General features: G+C 67.2%; 28 protein-coding genes. 21 read left to right on the forward strand and 7 right to left on the reverse strand.

Annotation, left to right across the window (positions count from 1 at the left end; all coding sequences use genetic code 11):
* Positions 1-77 precede the first annotated feature (77 nt).
* From E4K09_RS13015 to E4K09_RS29030, 4 genes are all read right to left on the reverse strand, one after another.
* Positions 78-662 carry a DUF2939 domain-containing protein gene (locus E4K09_RS13015; protein WP_134497617.1) on the reverse strand — a complete coding sequence of 195 codons (585 nt, stop codon included), beginning with the start codon at positions 660-662 and terminating at the stop codon, positions 78-80.
* 151 nt (positions 663-813) lie between these two features.
* Positions 814-1,902, reverse strand: a complete 1,089-nt coding sequence (locus E4K09_RS13020) for a TRAP transporter substrate-binding protein (protein WP_134497619.1) — start codon at positions 1,900-1,902, stop codon at positions 814-816.
* A 90-nt stretch (positions 1,903-1,992) separates the two neighbouring features.
* Positions 1,993-3,549, reverse strand: a complete 1,557-nt coding sequence (locus E4K09_RS13025) for a sensor histidine kinase (RefSeq protein ID WP_166802294.1) — start codon at positions 3,547-3,549, stop codon at positions 1,993-1,995.
* Positions 3,550-3,692: 143 nt separating this feature from the next.
* Positions 3,693-3,851, reverse strand: coding sequence for a hypothetical protein (locus tag E4K09_RS29030; protein ID WP_166802295.1), 159 nt, complete (start codon positions 3,849-3,851; stop codon positions 3,693-3,695).
* 155 nt (positions 3,852-4,006) lie between these two features.
* On the opposite strand from E4K09_RS29030, the gene E4K09_RS13030 reads away from it, so the two are divergent.
* The 11 genes from E4K09_RS13030 to E4K09_RS13070 all read left to right on the forward strand — a co-directional run bounded on the left by E4K09_RS13030 (position 4,007) and on the right by E4K09_RS13070 (position 12,403).
* Entirely contained in the window at positions 4,007-5,038 is a 1,032-nt protein-coding gene (locus E4K09_RS13030) for an endonuclease/exonuclease/phosphatase family protein (RefSeq protein WP_134497623.1), read from the forward strand.
* Positions 5,039-5,723: 685 nt separating this feature from the next.
* Complete coding sequence (locus E4K09_RS13035; RefSeq protein WP_134497625.1) at positions 5,724-6,320, forward strand: hypothetical protein; 597 nt, start codon at positions 5,724-5,726, stop codon at positions 6,318-6,320.
* The gene (locus E4K09_RS13040) at positions 6,265-7,581 is read left to right on the forward strand and encodes a DNA-packaging protein (RefSeq protein WP_425293840.1); all 1,317 of its coding nucleotides are present in this window, start codon (positions 6,265-6,267) and stop codon (positions 7,579-7,581) included. Before E4K09_RS13035 ends, E4K09_RS13040 begins: the two co-directional genes overlap by 56 nt.
* A 97-nt stretch (positions 7,582-7,678) precedes the next feature.
* A complete protein-coding gene (locus E4K09_RS13045; protein ID WP_134497627.1) occupies positions 7,679-7,990 on the forward strand; it encodes a putative quinol monooxygenase in 312 nt (103 codons plus the stop codon).
* A 263-nt stretch (positions 7,991-8,253) separates the two neighbouring features.
* Complete coding sequence (locus tag E4K09_RS13050; RefSeq protein ID WP_134497629.1) at positions 8,254-9,444, forward strand: phage portal protein; 1,191 nt, start codon at positions 8,254-8,256, stop codon at positions 9,442-9,444.
* Between the two features lie 142 nt (positions 9,445-9,586).
* A complete protein-coding gene (locus tag E4K09_RS29035) occupies positions 9,587-9,757 on the forward strand; it encodes a hypothetical protein (RefSeq protein WP_166802275.1) in 171 nt (56 codons plus the stop codon).
* A 96-nt stretch (positions 9,758-9,853) separates the two neighbouring features.
* Entirely contained in the window at positions 9,854-10,054 is a 201-nt protein-coding gene (locus E4K09_RS13055; RefSeq protein WP_134497631.1) for a hypothetical protein, read from the forward strand.
* Positions 10,051-10,215, forward strand: coding sequence for a hypothetical protein (locus E4K09_RS29040; protein ID WP_166802296.1), 165 nt, complete (start codon positions 10,051-10,053; stop codon positions 10,213-10,215). The genes E4K09_RS13055 and E4K09_RS29040 overlap by 4 nt, the downstream gene beginning before the upstream one ends.
* Positions 10,212-10,766, forward strand: a complete 555-nt coding sequence (locus E4K09_RS13060; protein ID WP_134497633.1) for an HK97 family phage prohead protease — start codon at positions 10,212-10,214, stop codon at positions 10,764-10,766. The genes E4K09_RS29040 and E4K09_RS13060 overlap by 4 nt, the downstream gene beginning before the upstream one ends.
* Before the next feature lie 97 nt (positions 10,767-10,863).
* On the forward strand, positions 10,864-11,076 hold the full coding sequence (locus E4K09_RS13065; protein WP_134497635.1) for a hypothetical protein: 213 nt from the start codon (positions 10,864-10,866) through the stop codon (positions 11,074-11,076).
* Positions 11,077-11,191: 115 nt separating this feature from the next.
* Positions 11,192-12,403 (forward strand): phage major capsid protein, encoded by a 1,212-nt coding sequence (locus E4K09_RS13070; RefSeq protein ID WP_425293841.1) that lies wholly within the window; start codon positions 11,192-11,194, stop codon positions 12,401-12,403.
* Positions 12,404-12,598: 195 nt separating this feature from the next.
* Here E4K09_RS13070 and E4K09_RS13075 read toward each other — a convergent pair whose 3' ends face one another.
* Both E4K09_RS13075 and E4K09_RS13080 read right to left on the reverse strand, forming a co-directional pair.
* Positions 12,599-13,396 carry a S1 family peptidase gene (locus tag E4K09_RS13075; protein ID WP_134497639.1) on the reverse strand — a complete coding sequence of 266 codons (798 nt, stop codon included), beginning with the start codon at positions 13,394-13,396 and terminating at the stop codon, positions 12,599-12,601.
* A 328-nt stretch (positions 13,397-13,724) separates the two neighbouring features.
* Complete coding sequence (locus tag E4K09_RS13080) at positions 13,725-14,468, reverse strand: S1 family peptidase (protein ID WP_425293842.1); 744 nt, start codon at positions 14,466-14,468, stop codon at positions 13,725-13,727.
* Between the two features lie 18 nt (positions 14,469-14,486).
* Between E4K09_RS13080 and E4K09_RS13085 the strand changes: the two genes are divergently transcribed.
* The 7 genes from E4K09_RS13085 to E4K09_RS13115 all read left to right on the forward strand — a co-directional run bounded on the left by E4K09_RS13085 (position 14,487) and on the right by E4K09_RS13115 (position 18,284).
* The gene (locus E4K09_RS13085; RefSeq protein WP_134497641.1) at positions 14,487-15,047 is read left to right on the forward strand and encodes a head-tail connector protein; all 561 of its coding nucleotides are present in this window, start codon (positions 14,487-14,489) and stop codon (positions 15,045-15,047) included.
* Between the two features lie 78 nt (positions 15,048-15,125).
* Complete coding sequence (locus E4K09_RS13090; RefSeq protein ID WP_134497643.1) at positions 15,126-15,461, forward strand: phage head closure protein; 336 nt, start codon at positions 15,126-15,128, stop codon at positions 15,459-15,461.
* Positions 15,458-15,868, forward strand: coding sequence for a DUF3168 domain-containing protein (locus E4K09_RS13095; RefSeq protein WP_134497645.1), 411 nt, complete (start codon positions 15,458-15,460; stop codon positions 15,866-15,868). The genes E4K09_RS13090 and E4K09_RS13095 overlap by 4 nt, the downstream gene beginning before the upstream one ends.
* Positions 15,869-15,957: 89 nt before the next feature.
* Positions 15,958-16,368 carry a phage major tail protein, TP901-1 family gene (locus E4K09_RS13100; protein WP_134497647.1) on the forward strand — a complete coding sequence of 137 codons (411 nt, stop codon included), beginning with the start codon at positions 15,958-15,960 and terminating at the stop codon, positions 16,366-16,368.
* 141 nt (positions 16,369-16,509) lie between these two features.
* The gene (locus E4K09_RS13105) at positions 16,510-16,842 is read left to right on the forward strand and encodes a gene transfer agent family protein (RefSeq protein WP_134497649.1); all 333 of its coding nucleotides are present in this window, start codon (positions 16,510-16,512) and stop codon (positions 16,840-16,842) included.
* A 104-nt stretch (positions 16,843-16,946) separates the two neighbouring features.
* Positions 16,947-17,156 carry a phage tail assembly chaperone gene (locus E4K09_RS13110; protein WP_134497651.1) on the forward strand — a complete coding sequence of 70 codons (210 nt, stop codon included), beginning with the start codon at positions 16,947-16,949 and terminating at the stop codon, positions 17,154-17,156.
* Positions 17,157-17,594: 438 nt separating this feature from the next.
* Positions 17,595-18,284 carry a phage tail tape measure protein gene (locus tag E4K09_RS13115; protein WP_134497653.1) on the forward strand — a complete coding sequence of 230 codons (690 nt, stop codon included), beginning with the start codon at positions 17,595-17,597 and terminating at the stop codon, positions 18,282-18,284.
* An 11-nt stretch (positions 18,285-18,295) separates the two neighbouring features.
* On the opposite strand, the gene E4K09_RS13120 is transcribed toward E4K09_RS13115, so the two are convergent.
* On the reverse strand, positions 18,296-18,541 hold the full coding sequence (locus E4K09_RS13120) for an HP1242/YdcH family protein (RefSeq protein WP_134497655.1): 246 nt from the start codon (positions 18,539-18,541) through the stop codon (positions 18,296-18,298).
* Positions 18,542-18,627: 86 nt separating this feature from the next.
* Here E4K09_RS13120 and E4K09_RS13125 point away from each other — a divergent pair, with 86 nt between their 5' ends.
* From E4K09_RS13125 to E4K09_RS13135, 3 genes are all read left to right on the forward strand, one after another.
* Positions 18,628-19,266: a DUF2460 domain-containing protein gene (locus tag E4K09_RS13125; protein WP_134497657.1), complete on the forward strand. Its 639-nt coding sequence runs from the start codon at positions 18,628-18,630 to the stop codon at positions 19,264-19,266.
* 184 nt (positions 19,267-19,450) lie between these two features.
* The gene (locus E4K09_RS13130) at positions 19,451-20,341 is read left to right on the forward strand and encodes a DUF2163 domain-containing protein (RefSeq protein ID WP_134497660.1); all 891 of its coding nucleotides are present in this window, start codon (positions 19,451-19,453) and stop codon (positions 20,339-20,341) included.
* Positions 20,338-20,769 (forward strand): NlpC/P60 family protein, encoded by a 432-nt coding sequence (locus E4K09_RS13135; RefSeq protein WP_134497662.1) that lies wholly within the window; start codon positions 20,338-20,340, stop codon positions 20,767-20,769. Before E4K09_RS13130 ends, E4K09_RS13135 begins: the two co-directional genes overlap by 4 nt.

Below are 20,769 nucleotides of genomic sequence, written 5' to 3' on the forward strand. Positions count from 1 at the left end.
CGAGAAAGCCCGCCACGATGTGAGGCGGGCTTTCTCGTATCCGGGAGCGTTCGGCGCCGTGGAGCCGATGTGACGGCCTAGCGTGCGGCGACGGCCGCGCGCTTGATGAGCTCCTCCCGCAACGGGGCCGGCAGCTCGATGCCGCTCAGGCGCCAGGTCGCGTATCGCAGGCGCATCGTGATCCTGAACTGACGATCCTTCGGCTGATCGACCGGCACGGGAATCGTCACGCTTCGAAAGCCTTGGGATTCCGAAAAGAAAAACGTTCTCCACGCCTGATCGAACGAGCCGACGTCGAAGCGGGGGGCAACGGCCGTGCCGCTCCTGCCGCCGGCGGCGCGCTCCGGCCAGCCATCCTCGAACAGGTCGGCCAGGGCCTGAGGCGTGACGAGCTGCTCCACAAGAGGGTTGAGAAGGGCGCTCCCGGCCTCGGTCGCGAGGTCCAGCTCGGCTCCCTGAAGATCCTTCTCCTTCAGGTAATCCCCGAGGATCTGGCGGGAGAGGGAGGTGCGCAGGGCGTTGAAATTCACCCGTTCCGCGATCCTGTCCATGTCCTTGGCAGCAACCGCCCTGCCGAGGTCGTAGAGGGCCACGAAGGGCGAAACCATGAAGATCGCCCAGGCGAGAAAGAGGAGGAAGCTGATCCTGAGCGTCCAGCGCATAAGCCTGATCGGTCCTTCGCTGCTCAACCCGACCGCCGCCGCAACGACCTGCGTCGCGGGGCAGTCGGCGAAGGACCCAATGTAGGAAGCACCGGGGCCAGAAAAAAGGGCGGCCCGTGACCGCCCTTTTCCCGATCGATCGCCCGTCCGCTCAGCCGCGGGCGCGGGCGCGGATCATGAACGTGTCGTAGGCGTACTCGGCCACTTGGAACCAGAGGTACTCCTCGTTGCGGAAGCCGCGAACGCTTTCATAGATTTTCTTGAAATCCGGGTTCTTCCCGGACACCTCATCGTACACCTCATTGGCCGCCTTGTACGCCGCCTCCAGGATTTCCTGCGAGAAGGGACGCAGCTGCGTACCCGCGCCGAGCAAGCGGCGGAGCGCCGCCGGGTTGCGGGCATCATACTTCGCCAGCATGTCCTGGTTGGCGTAGCCCGCGGCGGCGGTCAGGATGGTCTGATATCCCTTCGGCAGCTCCTTCCACTTCGCATTGTTGATGAAGAGGTGGATGGACGGACCGCCTTCCCAGAAGCCCGGATAGTAGTAGTACGGCGCGACCTTGGCGAAGCCGAGCTTCTCGTCGTCGTAGGGGCCAACCCACTCGGCGGCGTCGATGGTGCCGCGCTCGAGCGACGGATAGATGTCGCCGCCCGGGATCTGCTGCGGCACGGCGCCGAGCTTCGCCATGACCTGGCCGGCGAGACCGGCGATGCGCATCTTCAGGCCCTTGAGATCCTCAAGGGTCTTGATCTCCTTGCGGAACCAGCCGCCCATCTGCACGCCGGTGTTGCCGGCGGGCATGCCGTACATGTTGTGCTTGGCATAGAACTCGTTCAGCAGGTCGTTGCCGCCGCCATGGTACAGCCAGGCATTCTGCTGACGGGCATTGAGGCCGAAGGGCAGGGCCGTGCCGATCGCGAAGGTCGGATCCTTGCCGAAATAGTAATAGGAGCAGGTGTGGCCCATCTCGATGGTGCCGTTGCCGACCGCATCGGCCACCTGGGGTGTGCCGACGATTTCACCGGCGGCGAACGGCTGAATCTGGAACTTGCCGTCGGTGGCTTCCGAAACGTATTTCGAGATCACCTCGGCCGCGCCGTAGATCGTATCGAGGGATTTCGGGAAGCCGGATTGCAGGCGCCACTTCAGCTCCGGCATCGACTGGGCGATGGCGGGCGCGGCCACCGCCGTCGAGGCGGCACCGACCGTGGCGGCCTGTAGAAATTGACGACGCTTCATATGTTGGATCTCCACCCTGGATCGTGACTTTGGTCACTTGCGCCATATTGAGACCAAATCCGGCCCCGCTTGCAAGGAGGTATCGTGTCCTTATCGACCAATGACTGAGACGCCGTGTGAAAACCTCGGCTCCGGTGCCCAAGAAGCAGGCATTGCCAGGGGAACGTCGATGGTGCAGACCACGCCTTCGGGCTCATAGGCGATCCGGGCGGAGCCGTTCAATTCCCGCGCAAGGCCCTTCTCGATCAGACGGGAGCCGAATCCCGTCCGCTGCGGGGGGCAGACCGGAGGGCCGCCGCGTTCTTCCCAGCGCATCAGCAGGCGCCGGCCGGCGGAATCCGGATGCGTCGACCAGCGAAGACGGACCCGTCCCGACGCATGGCTCAAGGCGCCGTATTTCAGAGCATTGGTGAACAGTTCGTGCAGGCTCATGGAGAGGCTCAGCGCCATCGCCGGCGAGATGCGCAGGTCGGGCCCCTTCATGTCCACCCGCGCGCAGTCGCTGCCTTTGCTCGCGTAGGGAGCGCAGGCTTCGGCCAGAACATCGGCGAGATTTGCGCCCTTCCAGTTCTCCCGCGTGAGAATGTCATGGGCGCGCGCGAGGGCGAACAGGCGGGCCTCGAAGGCGCCGCAGGTCGCGCGGACGTCCTCGTCATGGGCGTCGAGCCGACGGAGGCTCTGCGCTGCCAGGGATTGCACGGTGGCGAGGGTGTTCTTCACCCGATGATTGAGCTCGTTGATCAGAAGCCGCAGATGGTCTTCGGCGCGCTTGTGGTCCGTGATGTCGATCTGGAGGCCGTCCCAGACGGCGCTGCCGTCCGGCAGCATCCGGCGGGTCGCCACGATCCGCTGCCATCGCAGCTCGCCCGTCACGCCGTGGCGGATGACGATCTCCATGTCGAAGGGCCTGCCCGTCGCATGGGATTCGATCTGGGCCTGGAAGACGGGCTCGCGAAATTCGGGCAGAAGAAGGTCGTAGAGCGCAGCCGGATCCTCGATCGCGCGCTCGGCCGAAATGCCGTTGAGGCGTTCGCAGCTTGCCGAGACATAGATGAAGCGGCGGTCGAAGAAATCGTCCGCGTCCCTCATCTGATAAACCATGCCGAGCGGCAGATGATCGGCGAGCGCGCTCAGCTGGGCCTGGCTGTCCCGCAGATACTCCTCCGTCTTGCGACGCTCGGTCCGGTCGCGGACGCTGACGGCGACGCCCCCGTCATAGGAGAAGACCCTGAACTCCAGATACCGGTCTGGCACGCTGACGGACCGGGCCTCGAACGAAGCGGCGACACCCGTTCTGAGGACGTCCTCATAGCGCCGTCGCAGGTCCGTTGCCGCCGTTTCGGGAAAGAGGTCCCAGATGACGCGGCCGAGCAGGTCCTGCACCGGAATGCCGAAATGATCCCGTGTCGCGCTGTTGGCGTAGGTGAAGCGCCATGCGCCGTCGAGAGCATAGAAGGCATCGCCGAGACCTTCGAGGATCGCCGACAGCCGCGCCTTCACTGTCGCGTCGACCGCTTGGGCGATGGCGCGCTGAAGCGCGTCGCCGGTCCCGACCTGTGCGTTTTTGTAGGTATTCGGAATGACGAGGTCGCTCGCGAGCTTCTGCGGATCGAGAGGACTGGCTATGGCGGAGCGAGCTGTCGTCATGTCACGAAATATAATCATGTTACAGCACAAGCGCAATCCACTACCTTCCCTAAAGTGCCCTCGCATGTGGAAGACGCGCTAGGCTTTCAGGAGAGGGGCACGCCGAATCTCACTTAGGGAATGCTGCCCGCGCGGTCGGAAGATCAGCTTCGCGGAACGCTGAAGGCCTCCGCCGCGCAGATGAGGGCGAACAAGGCGATCACGGCCGCCAGCTCCGCGACGCTCGTCACGATGGCAGCAGGATCCGCAACAGAGGACAGCGCGCCTGTGACAAGCGCGATGAACGTAGCCCAAGCGAGCATGGGCCTTCTCCCGGCATATTCTTGTGCGCACTATTAATCCCAAGGAGGCAAAGAAGTTCCTAACGGATCCGAAAATTTTTTCGCGACGTGCGGCTCGCGACCCCGTCGGGACGCGTTATCCGCAGCCGAACGAAAACATCGAGGGAGCTTGCACCTTGCGTCCCCTGGTCGACCGGAGCGTCGAACGGCTTCCATGCCCGGAGGCCGCCCTTCTGGAAGAGGCGCGCCGGACGGCGCACGCCCCGTCGGCGCACCGGGATTGCATGAGCCGGATCGAGGCGTTCGGCTGCCTCGAATGGCATCCGCCGCGTGATCCGCTCCCCTGTCCGGAGCGGTTGCGGATCGCCGTCCTGAACGCCGAGCGGCTGACGCGGCCCGCCGAGGTGAGGCGTCTCCTCGACAACGTCGGAGCGCAGGTGCTGCTCCTGAGCGAGGTCGATGTGGGGATGGCCCGCTCGGGCAACGTCCACACGATACGGGAGCTCGTCGGCCCGGGCCGCGAGGGTTTTCTGTTCGGCGTCGAGTTCGTGGAACTGGACCTCGGTGATGCGCAGGAGATGCGCCGCCACGCGGGCGAGCGCAACGTCTGCGGACTCCACGGCAATGCCGTCGTGAGCGCCCTCGCGCTGGAACGGCCGCATGTCATCCCGCTCGAGGAGAGCGGCCGCTGGTTTAACGGCGTCGAGGGCGCGCAACGGCGGATCGGCGGGCGGATCGCGCTCGCCGCCCGCGTGGCCGATGCGCCGCGGCCCCTCTGGGCCGTGAGCCTGCATCTCGAAAGCAAGACCGATCCCGCCGACCGCCAGATGCAGGTGCGAAACCTGCTGCGCGCCCTCGACCGGCTGGCGCCGGACGAGGCCTGCGTGATCGGCGGGGATTTCAACACGAAGGCGCTGCCGAGAGGCGAGGACGAGCGGCACGCCCTGCTGGAAGCGCCCGAGCGTCACGAGCCGCTCTTCGCCGACCTGCGGGAGGCCGGCTTTTCATGGGCGCAGGCGAATCGGGCCGCCCCGACTCAGCGCGACGGTCCTTGGAAGAATCATCCCCGTCCGTTCGGCAAGCTCGATTGGCTTTTCGTGCGCGGCGCGACCGCCGAAAACCCGCAGGTCGTCCCCTCCCTGGACGGGGAGGGGCGGCCCATCTCCGACCACGAGATGCTGACCGTCGATCTCGTCCTCGATGAATGAGGCGCCTGACGGCACGACCCCGATCGTCCCTGCGTGATCTCCAAGGCTCGTCTCGATGGTGATCCTCTCCACCGGGATGGCCGTCCTCGAATCGAGTCCGGAGACGGCCATGAGGAGCGGCCAGCATCCTCCCCGTCATGCCCGGCCTTGAGCCGGGCATCCACGTCTTCGAGCCGCACCGCGAAAGACGTGGATGCCCGGGGCCGATCCCCGGATCACGTCCGCGATCGGCCATAACGATGCAGCCTGTGCTTTCGGGCGATCCAAAAAGCACCTTGACAGCGTAACGCTGATAGAGTACAAAACAAGAACACTGACGAAGTGTGACCGAAATCCGCCCGGCTTCGTCGCGTCGAACAAGACCTCCGCCGCTCAAGGTTCGCTTGGGCGGTTTTTTGTTGGCCGCATGGCTCGGGTTCCGCGACGCCTGCTCCCGTGGAGCGCCGCGCTTTCCGGATCGGGTTCGGGGACGGGCATGACGAGGAGGGGCGGAGAGGTGTCGGCGACGATTGCCTCACGTCATCACCGGCTCGTGCCGGCGAGCCCAATGATCTCTTAGAACACTGCGCCGACCTTCCGCTCAGGATGGCCCGATGCGCCGGACCATGACGAAGAAGGCGTGTTCGATATGCCGCCGCGCCCTCCCGGCCGGCATCTCTTTCCTCGCAGCGAGGAGGTTTTTTTCATGCGTCCTGCCAGAGCCGTTTCCGCCGCCCTCCAGGCGCGGGCCTACGACGCCTATTGCCGCCCCGAGATCGAGCTCCAGGCCATCGCGAAGGATCTCGGGGTGTGCGTTGACACTTTCCGAAACCTTCGCCGCCGGTGGGGTTGGCCGCCGCGCTCGGACGCGGTTCGCGAACGGGACGCGGAGGAGGCACGCCGCAAGGAGGCGCGCCTGGCGTTCGAAAACGGATTGCACGACGCCGCCAACGCTCTCGTGGCGGCCACGGCGGCGCGCGTCGAGGCGCTGTCACGCGCCGACGAGGCGTCTTCCGCCGATTCCGACAAGACCGCCCGGATGCTCGCGTCCTATGCCAAGACGCTGGCGGCCGCGCGGCTTCTCCTGCAACAAGGCAACCTGCAACAAGGCAAGATGTCCGATGCCGGACAGAATTCCACACAGACGCTCGCGCCTGACGATGTCCCGGGCGATGACGGCGAAGACGCGCCGTTCGAGGAGCCGCGCCGTTCGCTCCACGACCTCCGCGACGAGCTTGCTCGCCATCTTGAGCGAATTATCGCGGAGGAGGAAGCTCGCGGAGGCGACGGCCTCCTTCTCTGAGCACGACCTCGAACGGCTGCTGCGCCATTGGCCGATCCGCTGCCGCGCCGAACAGCGCGTGCCGGGCCTGTGCCGGGCCCGCGATCCGTGGACGATCTGGCTCATGCTGGGCGGACGCGGGGCGGGCAAGACCCGCACCGGCTCCGAATGGGTGCGCGGCATCGCGCTCGGCGAACCGGATTTCTCCGACGCGCCGGTGCGGCGCATCGCGCTCGTCGGAGAAACCTTTTCCGACGCCCGCAACGTGATGGTGGAGGGACCCTCCGGGATCCTCGCCGTCCATGCGCGCCACGAGCGTCCCGTCTGGTCGCCGTCCTTGCGCAAGCTCGAATGGACCAACGGCGCGGTCGCGCACGTGTTCTCCGCCGAGGACCCGGATTCCTTGCGCGGGCCGCAATTCGAGGCCGCCTGGGCGGACGAGCTCGCCAAGTGGAAACACGTGGAGGAAACCTGGGACATGCTGCAATTCGGCCTGCGCCTCGGCGCGCATCCGCGCCAGATGGTGACGACGACGCCCCGGCCCATTCCTCTCCTGAAGCGCTTCCTGGCCGATCCGGCCGTCGTCGTTTCGCGGGCCCGAACGGCGGACAACGCGGCCCATCTCGCGCCCGCCTTTCTCGAAGCGGTCGTGGGACGCTATGCGGGCACGCGCCTCGGGCGGCAGGAACTCGACGGCGACATCATCGAGGATCGCCCGGACGCGTTGTGGACGCGCGAGATGATCGAGGCGGGCCGCGCCGATGCCGCGCCACCGCTCGCGCGCATCGTCGTGGCGGTCGATCCGCCGGCCTCGTCCTCGAGGCGCGCGGATGCCTGCGGCATCGTCGCGGCGGGGCTCGACGAGAGCGGCATCGCCTATGTGCTGGAGGACGCGACGGCGTCCGGCCTCAAGCCGCCCGAATGGGCCGCCAAGGCCGTGGCGCTCTACCGGCGCCTTCAGGCCGACGCGCTCGTGGTGGAGACCAACCAGGGCGGCGAGATGGCGACCGGCGTGATCCGCGAGGTCGATCCGTCCGTGCCCGTGCGGGCGGTGCGCGCCACGCGCGGAAAATATCTGCGCGCGGAACCCGTCTCCGTGCTCTACGCGCAGGGCCGCGTGCGCCATGTGGGAGCGATGCCGGAGCTGGAGGACGAGATGTGCGACTTCGGTCCCGGCGGCCTCACCTCGGGCCGCTCGCCCGACCGCATGGACGCGCTCGTCTGGGCGCTGACCGAGCTGGTGCTGCGCGACGGGAAGGAGCCGCGGGTGCGGGTGCTTTAGCCTTGTTCACAAGAGGCCCGGCAAGATCTAAAATTCGCCTGTCGTATCGAGTGCAGCGCTGGCCTGATGCCAGCTTTCCCTCCTTCAGGAGGCTCTCATGTATGCACGACTGACGACGTTCCGCGTCAAGCCCGACAAGATCGAAGCCATGCGCCGTTGGCGCGAGGAAAACGAAGCCAAGATCTACGCCCAGCCGGGTCTGCGGGAGTGGATCGGGATGATGGGCGACGATCGCGAGGTCGTCGTCCTCGCGGTGTTCGAGGACGAGCGCGCGGCGCACGATGCCATGCCCCAGGTTCGGACTCTCTGGAGCGACATGGCGCCGCTGATCGAGAGCGAGCCGACGGCCCGATTCCTGGATGTGCTGGCGGCCAAGAACCTCGCCCCGCGCGGCGTCGTCATGGCGTAGGACATTTCTCGGCGAAGGGGATCCGCCTCTTTCACGCAGACGGGTCCAGCCCCATTCCGCCATGGCCGGGCTTGACCCGGCCATTCACGTCTTCTCGCGACGTGGTCCGAAGACGTGGATGGCCGCAGCACGTGCGGCCATGACGAGGAGAGCGCCCTGGTGCCTCCGCGCACGTCATCACCGGCCTTGTGCCGGTGATCCCGATCCCTTGAGCACAGCACCTCTCACCCCTGATGCCCTCGCCGCGAGGGCAGGAGCTTCTCATGCTGACCAAACTCACCCGCTGGTTCCAGGCCGCGCCTGGCGCCAAGGCCTCGCGCGCGCATGCGGCCGTCGCTTTCTACGTCGACGGACGCGCCGTGTGGACGCCGCGCGATTATGCGGCGCTCTCGCGCGAAGGCTTCCAGAAGAACGCCATCGTACATCGCGCCGTGCGGCTCGTCGCGGAAGCGGCGGCGTCGCTGCCGCTGATCCTCAAGCAGGACGGGCGCGAGCTGTCGACGCATCCGCTCCTGTCGCTGCTGGCGCGTCCGAACCTGCGGGAGGGCGGGCAGCGCTTTCTCGAGAGCGTGTACGGCCATCTCATGGTGTCGGGCAACGCCTATGTGGAAGCGGTCGGCGTCGACGGCGCGCCCGCCGAGCTCTACACCCTGCGGCCCGACCGCATGCGCGTCGTGCCAGGCAGCGACGGCTGGCCCGCCGCCTACGAGTACAATGTCGGCTCGCAGATCGTCCGCTTCGCGGCTGCGCAGGGGGAGGCCGTGCCGCCCGTCCTGCACCTGACGCTCTTTCATCCGGCGGACGATCATTACGGCCTCTCGCCCATGGAGGCGGCGGCGACCGCGCTCGACATCCACAACGCGGCGGGCGCCTGGAACAAGGCGTTCCTCGACAACGCGGCGCGCCCGTCGGGAGCGCTCGTCGTCGGAGGCAGCGCGCTCACCGACGCGCAGTTCGAGCGGCTCAAAGGCGAGCTCGAAGCCAACTACCAGGGCGCCTCCAACGCGGGCCGCCCGCTGCTGCTCGAAGGCGGCCTCGACTGGAAGCCCCTGTCCCTGTCGCCGAAGGACATGGACTTCGTGCAGGCGAAGGCCGCAGCCGCGCGCGAGATCGCGCTCGCCTTCGGCGTGCCGCCGCTGCTGCTCGGCCTGTCGGGCGACAACACCCACGCCAACTACGCCGAGGCGAACCGCGCCTTCTACCGGCAGACGGTGATCCCGCTCGTGAAGCGCACGATGGAGGCCTTCGCGCAATGGCTCTCGCCGGGCTACGGCGAGACCCTGCGGCTCGAACCCGATCTCGACACGATCGAGGCGCTCGCCGACGAGCGCGAGAGCCTCTGGCGCCGCGTGTCGGCGGCATCGTTCCTCACCGACGACGAGAAGCGCGAGGCGGTGGGATACGGAAGAAGCACGCCGCCCCGTCCGGCCAGGGGAAAGCCCACTCAGGCCTGAGAGGAGGCGCATGGCGCGCTGTCCGGCAGGACACGCCCCTCCGTCGGCCGGGCCTTGAGCCGGGCCTCCAGTCTTTGACCAGGCGCGGCTCCAAAGGCGTGGATGGCCGCAACAGGTGGGGCCATGACGAGAGCCGTCAGCCGTGCTTTCCACCGTCATGACGTCCCCCCTCGTCATGCCCGGCCTCGGGCCGGGCACCCACGCCTTCGCCTCGGTGCGGCTTGACGACGTGGATGGCCGTGACAAGCACGGCCATGACGTAGGTGGTCTCAGTACCGATTCCCTTACATCGTCTCCGGCCTGGTACCCGTGATCTCCATGGGTGAGGCGTTGCGCCTCCCTCGGCCGGAGGCCGAAGCCCTCTCGACCATCTTTCAGAAAGCGGGGCATTCCTGCGCGAGAACAAACAATGAACATTCTTGACCGGGTCGCCGAGGCCATCATCAGCCGCGGCGATCTCGCCCATGTCGCCCTGTTCGTCTGGGCGAGCGGGGCCTCCACGCTGCTCGCCATGACCTTGCGCGACCTGTTCGCGGCCAACCGCCGCTTCGACGAGTTCGTGCGCGAGCTGTCCCTCTTCAACCGCCGTCATACGGGAGATCCTTCATGATCAGAACCTTGCCCCGTCCTGCCCGGAAGCCGAGGCCCGAGCGGAACGGGCAGAACCGCGCAGCGCTCGTGTTCCGCGACTTCGTGCGCCAGCTCGAGAAGCTCGATGCGGCCCACCCCAAGCCCGTGCGTCCCGGGCCCGTCCGCGGAGCACGGGCATGAAGCAGGCGGCCGTTCAAACCATCCGGGAAGTGAAATTCCTCGCCGAGCCGCTGCACGCGGTCGATGCGGACGGAATCTTCGAGGGCTATGCCAGCCTGTTCGGCGTGGCCGATCTCGGCAAGGACGTGGTCATGCCCGGCGCCTTCGCCGAGAGCCTGGAGAAACGCGATGCGGGCGCGGTGCGGCTCCTGTGGCAGCACGATCCCGCCACGCCGATCGGCCGCTGGCTCGCCATCGCGGAGGACCGCCGCGGCCTTCGCGTCCGCGGCAAGCTCAACCTGTCCGTGGAGCGGGCGCGGGACATTCACGCGCTCATGCGGGAAGGCGCGGTGGACGGGCTGTCCATCGGCTTTCGCGTGGAACGGGCCCGGGCGGAACGGCCTACGGGCCTGCGACGCCTCGAGAAGCTCGATCTGTGGGAGATTTCCGTCGTGACCTTCCCGATGCTGATGGGCGCGCGGGTGGAAACCGTGAAGCAGGGACGGCCGAGCGCGTCCCCCCCAAGCCTGTCCTCATCCATCAGAGCCGCCGCCGTTCGACTATTTTCCTGAACCTCGGCAGGAGATGCGCGTTACATGCAAGCCCGCATGGATGCGGACGCTGCGGGCGCTGCCCCGTGATGCCGTCCGCACTCTCGGGAGGTTTTTCATGAAGAAGCTCGCATTCGTCGCCCTTCTCGGTCTTGCGGCCGCAGCCTGCACGACAACCGAGGAACGCATCGGCGGCGCCGCCGTCGGCGCGGGTGTCGGTGCTGTGGCCGGTCCGGTCGGCGCCGTCGCCGGCGGCGCCGTGGGCGCGGCGGTCGGCCCGACCGTGTCCGACAACGTGCAGGCGAATACCCGCCGCGCTCGCCGCCGCTGAATCTTCCCCGATCGGGAAGCCATGGGCCCGCCTTCCGGCGGGCCTTTTTCGTTGAAGCCAACCCCCTTTTCAGAACCCATGGATTGATATGATTCCCGCAGTTGAAACCAAATCGATGTCCGACGACGTCGCGTCGGCCTTCGAGGATTTCGCCCGCGCCTTCGAGGCCTTCAAGGAGGCCAACGACACGCGTCTGTCCGAGCTCGAGACGCGCCTGTCGGGCGACGTGGTGACGGAGGAGAAGCTCACCCGCATCGATGCCGCCCTGGACGACGCCAAGCGCCGCCTCGACCGCCTGGCCCTCGACCGCTCCCGCCCGCCGCTGGGCGGGAGCCCGGAGGCCCTGCGCGATCCGGCCCGGGCCGAGCACAAGACGGCGTTCCACGCCTATATCCGCTCCGGCGAGGCCGCGGGCCTGAAGCGGCTGGAGGAAAAGGCCCTGTCCGCCGGCTCCGGCCCCGACGGCGGCTATCTCGTTCCCGACACCGTCGAGACGGACGTGCTGCGCCGTCTCGCCGCGATCTCGCCGATCCGCGCGATCTCGTCCGTGCGCGTGATCTCCGGCGGCCAGTACAAGCGCGCCTTCTCCACCACGGGCCCGTCCACGGGCTGGGTCGGCGAGAGCGCCGCACGGCCGCAGACGGCGGGTCCGACGCTCTCCGAGATGAGCTTCCCGGCCATGGAGCTCTATGCGATGCCGGCCGCCACCCAGACCCTGCTCGACGATGCGGTGGTCGACATCGACCGTTGGATCGCCGAGGAGGTCGAGGCCGCCTTCGCCGAGCAGGAGGGCGCCGCCTTCGTGAGCGGCGACGGGGTCAACAAACCGAAGGGCTTCCTCGCCTCCGACATCGTGGAGGACGAGCTCTGGGAATGGGGCAAGCTCGGCGCGGTGCACACGGGCGGCGCGACGTTCCCGTCCTCCAACCCGTCCGACGTGCTCGTGGAACTGGTCTATGCCCTGAAGGCGGGCTACCGCCAGAACGCGTCCTTCGTGATGAACCGCAGGACGCAGAGCGCCATCCGCAAGTTCAAGGACGCGAACGGCCAGTATCTCTGGGCGCCTCCCGCAAGCCTCGGTCTTTCCGCGACCCTGATGGGCTTTCCCGTGGTGGAGGCCGAGGACATGCCCGACATCGCGGCAGGTTCCTGCGCCGTCGCCTTCGGGGATTTCAGGCGCGGCTACCTGGTGGTCGACCGGGCCGGCCTGCGCGTGCTGCGCGATCCCTATTCCGCCAAGCCCTACGTGCTGTTCTACACCACCAAGCGCGTGGGCGGCGGCGTGCAGGATTACGCCGCGATCAAGCTCCTGAAATTCGCCGCGTAGGAGCGCTGAACCGCTCCGAGCGTCACGTCATCGCCGGCCTCGTGCCGGTGATCCCTAGGCTGGCTCGTCTCTCGTCATGCCCGGCGCTTTAAGCCGGGCACCCACGTCCTTGACCCGCAGCGGTTCTCAAGACGTGGATGGCCTGGACACGCCCGGCCATGACGGAGGGGCAATCTTTCTATGCGATGGGCGCGATCAGCGCCTCGTCCAGGCTCCGTCTATGGCGATGAGGTTGCTGGCGGCCTGCCGGATCCAGCCGAGATGCTCCGCGATGGGCGTCACCGCCGTCAGGCCGCCGCAGGCCGTCCGTCCGCTCGTGCGCAGGGCGCCGCTCGACCAGCTGACGATGCCGTAGAGCAGGTAGCCCTGCTGCGTCGCCGCCAGGATCGGACCGCCGGAATCCCCGCGGCAGGCGCCCGCGCCGCTCGTCTCCGCCAGCCGCTCGGGATCGGCGACGATCTGAACGCGGTTGGCCACCTCGATGGGGCCGAGCGACACGAGATTGGCTTGCCGCAGAACGCGCGCGGTGCCCCTGCGGTTTTCGTTGGAGATTCCGTACCCGGCGATCGTGACCGGGTCGCCGAGGCCGATCCGGCCCGACAGGGTGGGATCGAGCGGCAGGAATTCGGGGCCGAGCCGGCGTTCGAGGCGCAGCATCGCCAGGTCCACGCCGGGCTGGGTGCGCGGGGTCGTTCCGAGCACGAAGCTGGGATGCATGATCAGGGCCACGACCCTGATGCGCTGCGGCTTGAACGCCCGATTGACGGCGACGACGCGGTACGAGGCCGCATCCGTGACGCAATGGGCGGCCGTGAGGACGAGATCGGGCCCGACAAGCGCGCCGGAGCAGAGTTCGCCTACGGAGTTCTCGATGAAAACCACCGAGCGCCGCAGGCCGTTCGGATCCCGCGATGCCGAGCCGAGCAGGACGGCCTGCGCGGAACTCGTGAGGAACGTGAAGGCGATCAGAAACAGGAATGAGAGCGCGCGCATCGGGAACAGGGGAGGGAGGAATCGACAGGAAGGGAAGGCCCGTTCAGGTAAGATAGTTCCGCCCCGCTTGAAATTTCCACTCCTCTTCCGGGTCATGGCGGGGAGCAGGTTATGGCCCCGCCGTCATGCCCGGACTTGTGCCGGCCAAGACGGTGCCGTGTCGTCCTCAGGCCACGTGCAGTCGCCAAGTGCAGTCACCAAGTGCAGTCACTTGTCATCCCCGGCGAGCGAAGCGAGGGAAGGGGATTCATTCTTTAGGCACTGAGCTGTGGATTCCCTTCCCCTACGAGGGCTTCGCCCTCTCCGGCCGGGAATGACAAGTGATCCGCTAGTCCTCGGTCCACGATGCGGCGCGGTTCCAGCCCTGCAGGGTGCGGTCGATCCAGTCCTTCTGCGGGCCCAGGAGAATCCCTTGGGTGATACCGCCACAGCTCGTTTTGCCCGCGGGAGACGACCACGACGTGATCGCCGCGACCGTTGCGCCCGAGGCCATCGGACCGCCGGAATCGCCCTGGCAGGCGCCCATGGCGCCGGTTCCCTTCGACCAGAGCAGGATCCGGCTGGGCCCGTAGGGCTCCGTCACTGTCAGGGGCGCCGTGCGGAAGGTCCCCGTCGTCCTGGCGTCGCCTTCCCGCGCGAGCCCGTAACCGCCGACGGTGACCGTCTCGTCCTTGGCGGGCTTGGCGGCCGTCAGCGTCGCCGGCTCGAACCGCTCGGGCAGGGGTTCAGGAATGCGCACGAGCGCCAGGTCGATGGAGCGCTGCCGGGTCTCGACGGCCTTCGCGTTGTAGCCCGGATGCACGGCCTTGGCGGCGGGGGTGATCAGCACCGGCTCGCCCGCCCCGTCGCGAAAATGAACCCGGTGCTCGTCCGCGCCCGTCACGCAATGGGCGGCGGTGAGCACCACGTCCGGAGCCACCACGACGGCGCTGCAGACGCCCCCGTTCGAACTCAACACCATCACGCTCCGGCGCGCGAGGGGGCCCTGGTCCTCCGCGCCGCCGACGATGGCTTTCGCCCCGGTCGCCGCGAGCGGCAGGGCGATGGCGAGCGTGATCAGACATTTCATCATGGAAGGATTCCCGTTGCGATGATTCCGATATTCGTTGACGGCCCCGCCGTCGAGCCCGTCACCCTGCCCGAGATGAAGGCGTATCTGCGCCTCGACGACGAGGGGCAGGACGATCTCGTCGCGGGCCTGATCAGGGCCGCAAGGCTCATGGTGGAATCCGTCTCCCGGCGTCTCCTGATCGAGCAGGGCTGGCACATCGTCATGGACCGCTGGCCGCTCGGCGGCAAGGTCCTGCTGCCGCTTTCGCCGGTGCTGGCGGTGGACAGCGTCAAGGTGTTCGATGCGGCGGGCGCGGCGACGGAGGTCGCGCTCGATTCCGTTGAGCTGGATGCCGCGAGCGATCCGCCCCGCCTGGTGGTGTCCGGTGCGCCGGAGCCCGGCAAGGCCAGGCACGGAATCCGGATCGCGCTGCGCGCGGGCTTCGGCGCTTCCCCCGACACGGTTCCCGAGAGCCTGAAGCTCGCGATCAAGATTCTCGTCGCCCATTGGTTCGAGAACCGCGGCGACGTGGTGGGCTCTCAGGTTCTGCCGCCCGACGCCATGGCGCTCGTGGCGCCGTTCCAGCGACCGCGTCTCTGACGTCCACTGCCGTCATGCCCGGCCATGACGGGAAGCGACGGTCATGACGCGCAATCGATTTTCTCGAAGTCATCTCCCATGAAAACCAAATCCTTATCCATCGGCGCGCGTGCGCGCCGGTTCGTTCTCGAAGTGCCGCTGGAGAGCCCCGACGGGTTCGGGGGCGTCATCCGGTCCTACAGGCCGGGACCGCAGGTCTGGGGCGCGATGGAAATGCTCTCCGGCTCGGAGCGTGTTCGCGCCGACCGGCCGGAGCAGAGCCTGACCCACCGGATCACCCTGCGCTACCGCGAGGGCGTGACCGGCGCCATGCGCCTGAGCGCGGGCCTTCGCCGCTTCGCCATTCGGGTGGCCACCGATCCGGACGGCTCGCGGCGCGATCTCGTCTGCCTCGTCGAGGAGATCAAGGCATGACGAGTCCGATCCTGGCGCTGCGCCGCGCCATTCTGGAGACGGCTTCAACGGATGCGGAGCTGATCTCCCTCATGGGCGGAATGGTGCGCTTTCACGACGAACCGCCCCGGAATGCGGAGCCCGTCTATGCCCTGTTCGGCGACGTCACGGCCCGGGACTGGTCCACCGACACCGATCGCGGCCACGAGCAGGATCTCGCCATCGTGGTCTGGTCGGAGCGCGGCGGTGCCCGCACCGGACTTGCCGTGGCGGAGCGTCTGTCCGCCATCCTCGACGATGCGCCGCTCGACCTCGACGGCCACAGGCTCGTCGGCGTGCGGGTGACGGAGATCGCCTCCGTCCGGGACAAGGACACCCGGCTCGCCCGCGTCACCCTCCATCTTCGCGCCGTCACCGAACGGGCGTGAGACGAACTCTCCGCAGTCATTCCCGCCCTCGCGGGGAAGACAAGCAATTGTCCCACCTCAACCTCTTCATCTTTTGAAAGGATGTTTTCATGCCTGCTCAGAAGGGCAAGGATCTGCTCATCAAGATCAGCGATGGGGGAACCGGGTTCGTGACCGTGGCGGGGCTGCGCACCCGCCAGATGTCGTTCAACGCGGAGACCGTCGATGTCACCCATGCGGAATCCGCCGGGCGCTGGCGCGAGCTGCTCGCCGGGGTCGGCGTGCGCCGCGCCGGCATCACCGGTTCCGGCGTGTTCAAGGACGAGGCGTCGGACGCCCGCATGCGGCAGGTGTTCTTCGACGGCGACATCCTCGCCTATCAGATCATCGTTCCCGATTTCGGGCGCATCGAGGGCCCGTTCCAGATCACCAGCCTCGAGTATCGCGGCGACCACGCGGGCGAGGTCACGTTCGAGATGGCCCTCGAATCCGCCGGCGCATTGACCTTCGTGGCACTGTGACGGTGTCGTCATCGACGCATTCCCTTGTCATCCCCGGCAAGCCGAAGGCGAGGGAAGAGGGTCCACTCCCGTTTACGGGACTATGGATTCCCCTCCGCTGACGCTCCGGCCGGGAGCGGCAAAACAATCGGAGACATCATCATGGCGAACAAGAGACGCGGCGAAGTCGCGCTGCATTTGGGCGACAGGCGCTACACCCTGTGCCTCACCCTCGGCGCGCTCGCCGAGCTGGAGGACGTCTTCGGCGTCGCGGATCTCATGGCGCTCGCCGAGCGCTTCGGCACGGGGCGTCTGTCGAGCCGGGACCTCCTCACGCTGCTCGCCGTCGCCCTGCGCGGCGGCGGCCACGACCTGAGCGATCAGGACGTGGCGAACCTGCCGCTCCTCGACGGCATCGAGCCGGTAGCCTCGGCCATCGCCGATCTTCTCGTCGCCACGTTCGGCGCGGAGACATCGTCGTCAAACCCTCCGTAGCGCATCGTGCGGACCTCGACGATGCGCTGATCAAACAAGAGAGCGTCGGCTTCAATCCAAAAGCGGAATCCACGTTCGGAGCCGATGCCGGCGCCGCAGGGCGCATGAGCGGGAAGCAGGCCTTCCCGTGGGAGGACGCGATGATGCTGGCTTTCAGCGTTCTGCGATGGAGCCCCGACCAGTTCTGGCGCGCGACTCCGCGCGAATTGCTCGCGGCCTGGGAGGGTTTGAGCGGCGGGCGGCACACCGAGCCTGCGGTCAGCGAAGATCTGAGGCGGATGATGGAGGCGTTTCCGGATCGAGGCGGACTATGACAGAGCGGCTTGGTGATGTTCAGGAATAACCCTCAAGGGTAAAGGGATTGGCGAAATACGGCCCCGTGCCGCTTCGCGCACTCAATCTCCAGATCTTCCTTCCGTTCGTCTCTTGCGCGAGAGGCCGGTTGTCCTGCGACAGTCCTGGCAGCTTCTTCCTTGCAGATTGCGTTAATCTGATCCCACTGCTCATCTGGCATTGTGACTCGACCGACGAAGGTCGCTCCCTTCAACTGCGCACACATGTTGAAGAGCTGCCGCTGTGTGTATTCGACTGCGGTCCTTGGATTGGCAGCGGCCGTAGCCTTTTCCGCTTCATACCAGCACTCGTCCCGAATGCGACTCCACTGCGCGCTGCTTATTCCGGGAGTCTTGAAGATACTTCTCGTCGGAGGAGTGCTTACACATGCGACAAGAACAAAAACCGGAAGAATCGATATGGCAAATTTGGTTGGAGATAAGCCTTTGGAGGACTCAAAATCTAACGACGACAGGAAGCGCCAGCTTGATACTCTCATCGGCCTCTCCGACAAATTCGGGGACTCTTTGTCCAATGCTTTCGCGAAGAACATCGCCGAGGGCAAGAAATTTGATAACGTTCTTAAGAAAGTTGGCGAGTCTCTTGTGGAAACAGGGTTGCGCCTTGCCCTGGCACCCCTTCAGTTGGCCCTGAGCCAGAGCGTCAAGTCGCTCACGACCGGCGCCATGGGAGGCTCGCTTCCGCTCGGCGGCGGCGACCTGCTGGGCGGCTTCCTCAAGGGGATCGGCTCGATCTTCGGCTCCCTGTTCGGAGCGGGAGGCGGCGCTGCCGCCGCGCCCTTCGCCAGGGGCGGCGTGGTCTCGCGCGGCATGGTGATGCCGTTCGCGCAAGGCGGCGTTGTCGGCGCGCCCACCTATTTTCCGCTCGGGCGCGGTCTCGGGCTCATGGGAGAGCGGGGCGCGGAGGCCGTGATGCCGCTGGCGCGCGGGCCCGACGGCCGGCTCGGCGTGCGCTCCGGAGGAGCGGGGCGCTCCACCTCGATCACCGTCAATATCGCGACGCCCGATGCCGAGAGCTTCCGCCGCTCGGAGGCTCAGGTGTCAGCCGCGCTGGCGCGGGCCGTCGCCCGGGGCCAGCGCGGGATGTAGCCACCGGCGGCTCAGGCGTTCCCGTTGTCGAGCATCGCCATGATCTCGTCCTTGATGTGCAGGCGGCGACGCTTGAGCTCCTCCTCGACCTCCTCGGGCTTCGGCTCCACCCGGGTCTCGATGCGATGGATGGTGCGGTTCAGCTCGTTGTACTCGTCGTAGAGCCGCGCGAAGTGATTGTTGCTCGTCTTCAGCTGGTGAATCCGATCGACCTTGTCCGGGAAATCGTCCGCGAGGTCGTTGGGGGCATTGCTCATCGCCTGGCGTCTCCTTGGCTGGCTGTCGTGGTCCGACGACAACGCCACCCGCTCTTTTTTCGTTTCACGCTCACGAAGGATGGATCATGGCGTCCGATTTCCATGAGGTGCGCTTCCCCCTCGACGTCGGTCTGGGAAGCCGGGGAGGGCCCGTGCGCCGGACCGACGTGGTCACGCTCGCCTCCGGCCGCGAGCACCGCAACAGCCGCTGGGCCTCGTCGCGACGCCGCTACGATGCGGGACTCGGCGTGAGAACCGTCGATGCCCTCCATGCGGTGATCGCCTTCTTCGAGGAGCGGCGCGGCAGGCTCCACGGCTTCCGCTTCCGCGACCGGGTCGATTGGCGCTCCGGTCCTCCCTCGGCGGAGCCGACGCCCCTCGACCAGCGGATCGGCACGGGCGACGGAACGGCGACAGCCTTTCAGCTCGTCAAAACCTACGGCGCGTCCTTCGCGCCTTATGCGAGAACCATCGCCAAGCCGGTCGGCGGGTCGGTGCGGGTCGCCCTCGACGGCGTCGAGCAGGACGTGGGCTCCGCCTTCACCTGCGATCCGGCAACCGGGCTCGTGACGTTCACCACGCCGCCTGCGGCCGGAGCCGTCGTCACTGCGGGCTACAGCTTCGACGTGCCGGTCCGCTTCGACACGGACGAGCTCGACATCGATCTCTCCGCTTTCGAAGCGGGAGCCATTCCGCAGATCCCGCTGATCGAGATCGTTCCTTAGATCGCCACTCAGTGTCATCCCGCCCTGCCGGGAGTGACGACCATTCCTCCGGCATGGCCGCACGTGGTGCGGCTATCCACGCCTTTGAAACCGCGGCGCCATGAAGGCGTGCATGGCCGGGTCAAGCCCGGCCATGACGATGCTTCCTCATGAGCAGGCCCGGAATGACACAAGAGAACCAACCATGCGCACCATTCCCTCCGGCCTCGCCGCCCATCTGGCGGAGGGGGCGACGAGCCTTTGCCATTGCTGGAAGCTGATCCGCCGCGACGGCAGGAGCTTCGGCTTCACCGATCACGACCGCGATCTCGCCTTCGGCGGAACCGTCTTCGCCGCGCGGTCCGGCCTGGAGGCGGCGGAGGCCGCCGCCGAGCTCGGCTTCGCGGTCGGCGGGGGCGAGGTCGCGGGCGCGCTCATGTCCGCGGGGATCACGGAAGACGACATCTCCTCGGGCCTTTACGACGACGCGAGCGTGGAAACCTGGCTCGTGAACTGGAGCGATGTCGAGGAGCGCCTGCTCCTCGACATCGGCTCCATCGGCGAAATCCGCCGCGCCGACGGCAGCTTCGTCGCCGAGGTGCGGGGGCTCATGCACCGTTACGACGAGGAGCGCGGACGGCTGTTCCGCGCCACCTGCTCGGCGGATCTGGGCGATGCCCGGTGCGGCGTGAACCTCGCGTCGTCGTCCTATTCCGATACGGGCACCGTTACGCGCACCGACGGTTTCCTCGGCATCGTCGCGTCCGGCATCGGCTTTGCGGACGGGTGGTGCACGGGAGGCAAGCTCACTTGGACGGGCGGCGACAATGCGGGCATCTCCGTCGAGATCAAGGTCCATCGCGCCATCAACGGAACCGACGAGTTCGATCTCTGGCAGCGCGCGCCGCAGGCCATCCAGGCGGGCGACACGTTCCGCGTCACGGCGGGCTGCGACAAGACCCAGGCCATGTGCCGCCGGAGGTTCGACAACGTGGTGAACTTCCGCGGCTTTCCGCACATGCCCGGCAACGATTTCATCATCCGCATGCCGCAGCAGGGCGAACCCGGCCTCGACGGCGGGAGCCTGTTCAAGTGAGCGCCCAACTCTCGTCGCGCGTCGTTGCCGAAGCGCGCTCGTGGATCGGCACGCCCTACCGTCACCAAGCATCCCTCAAGGGCGTCGGCTGCGATTGCCTCGGCCTCCTGCGCGGCGTCTGGCGCAACGTGATGGGCGCCGAGCCGGAGCTGCCGCCGCCTTACTCGCCCGATTGGGCGGAAGCGGGCGCCGACACGCTCCTCGCGGCGGCGCGACGGCACCTCGTCGAAATACCGCTTGCGACGTTCGTGCCGGGCGACGTGCTTCTCTTTCGCTGGCGCGACGGGCTGCCGGCCAAGCACTGCGCCGTCGCGACCTCGGCCGACACCATGATTCATGCCCATGACGGGGCATCGGTGGCGGAGGTTGCCTTCGCGCCGTGGTGGCGGCGTCATCTCGCCCATGCCTTTCGCTTTCCGGAATCCTGA

Source organism: Microvirga pakistanensis, from assembly GCF_004458765.1.
GTDB classification, from domain to species: Bacteria; Pseudomonadota; Alphaproteobacteria; order Rhizobiales; family Beijerinckiaceae; genus Microvirga; species Microvirga pakistanensis.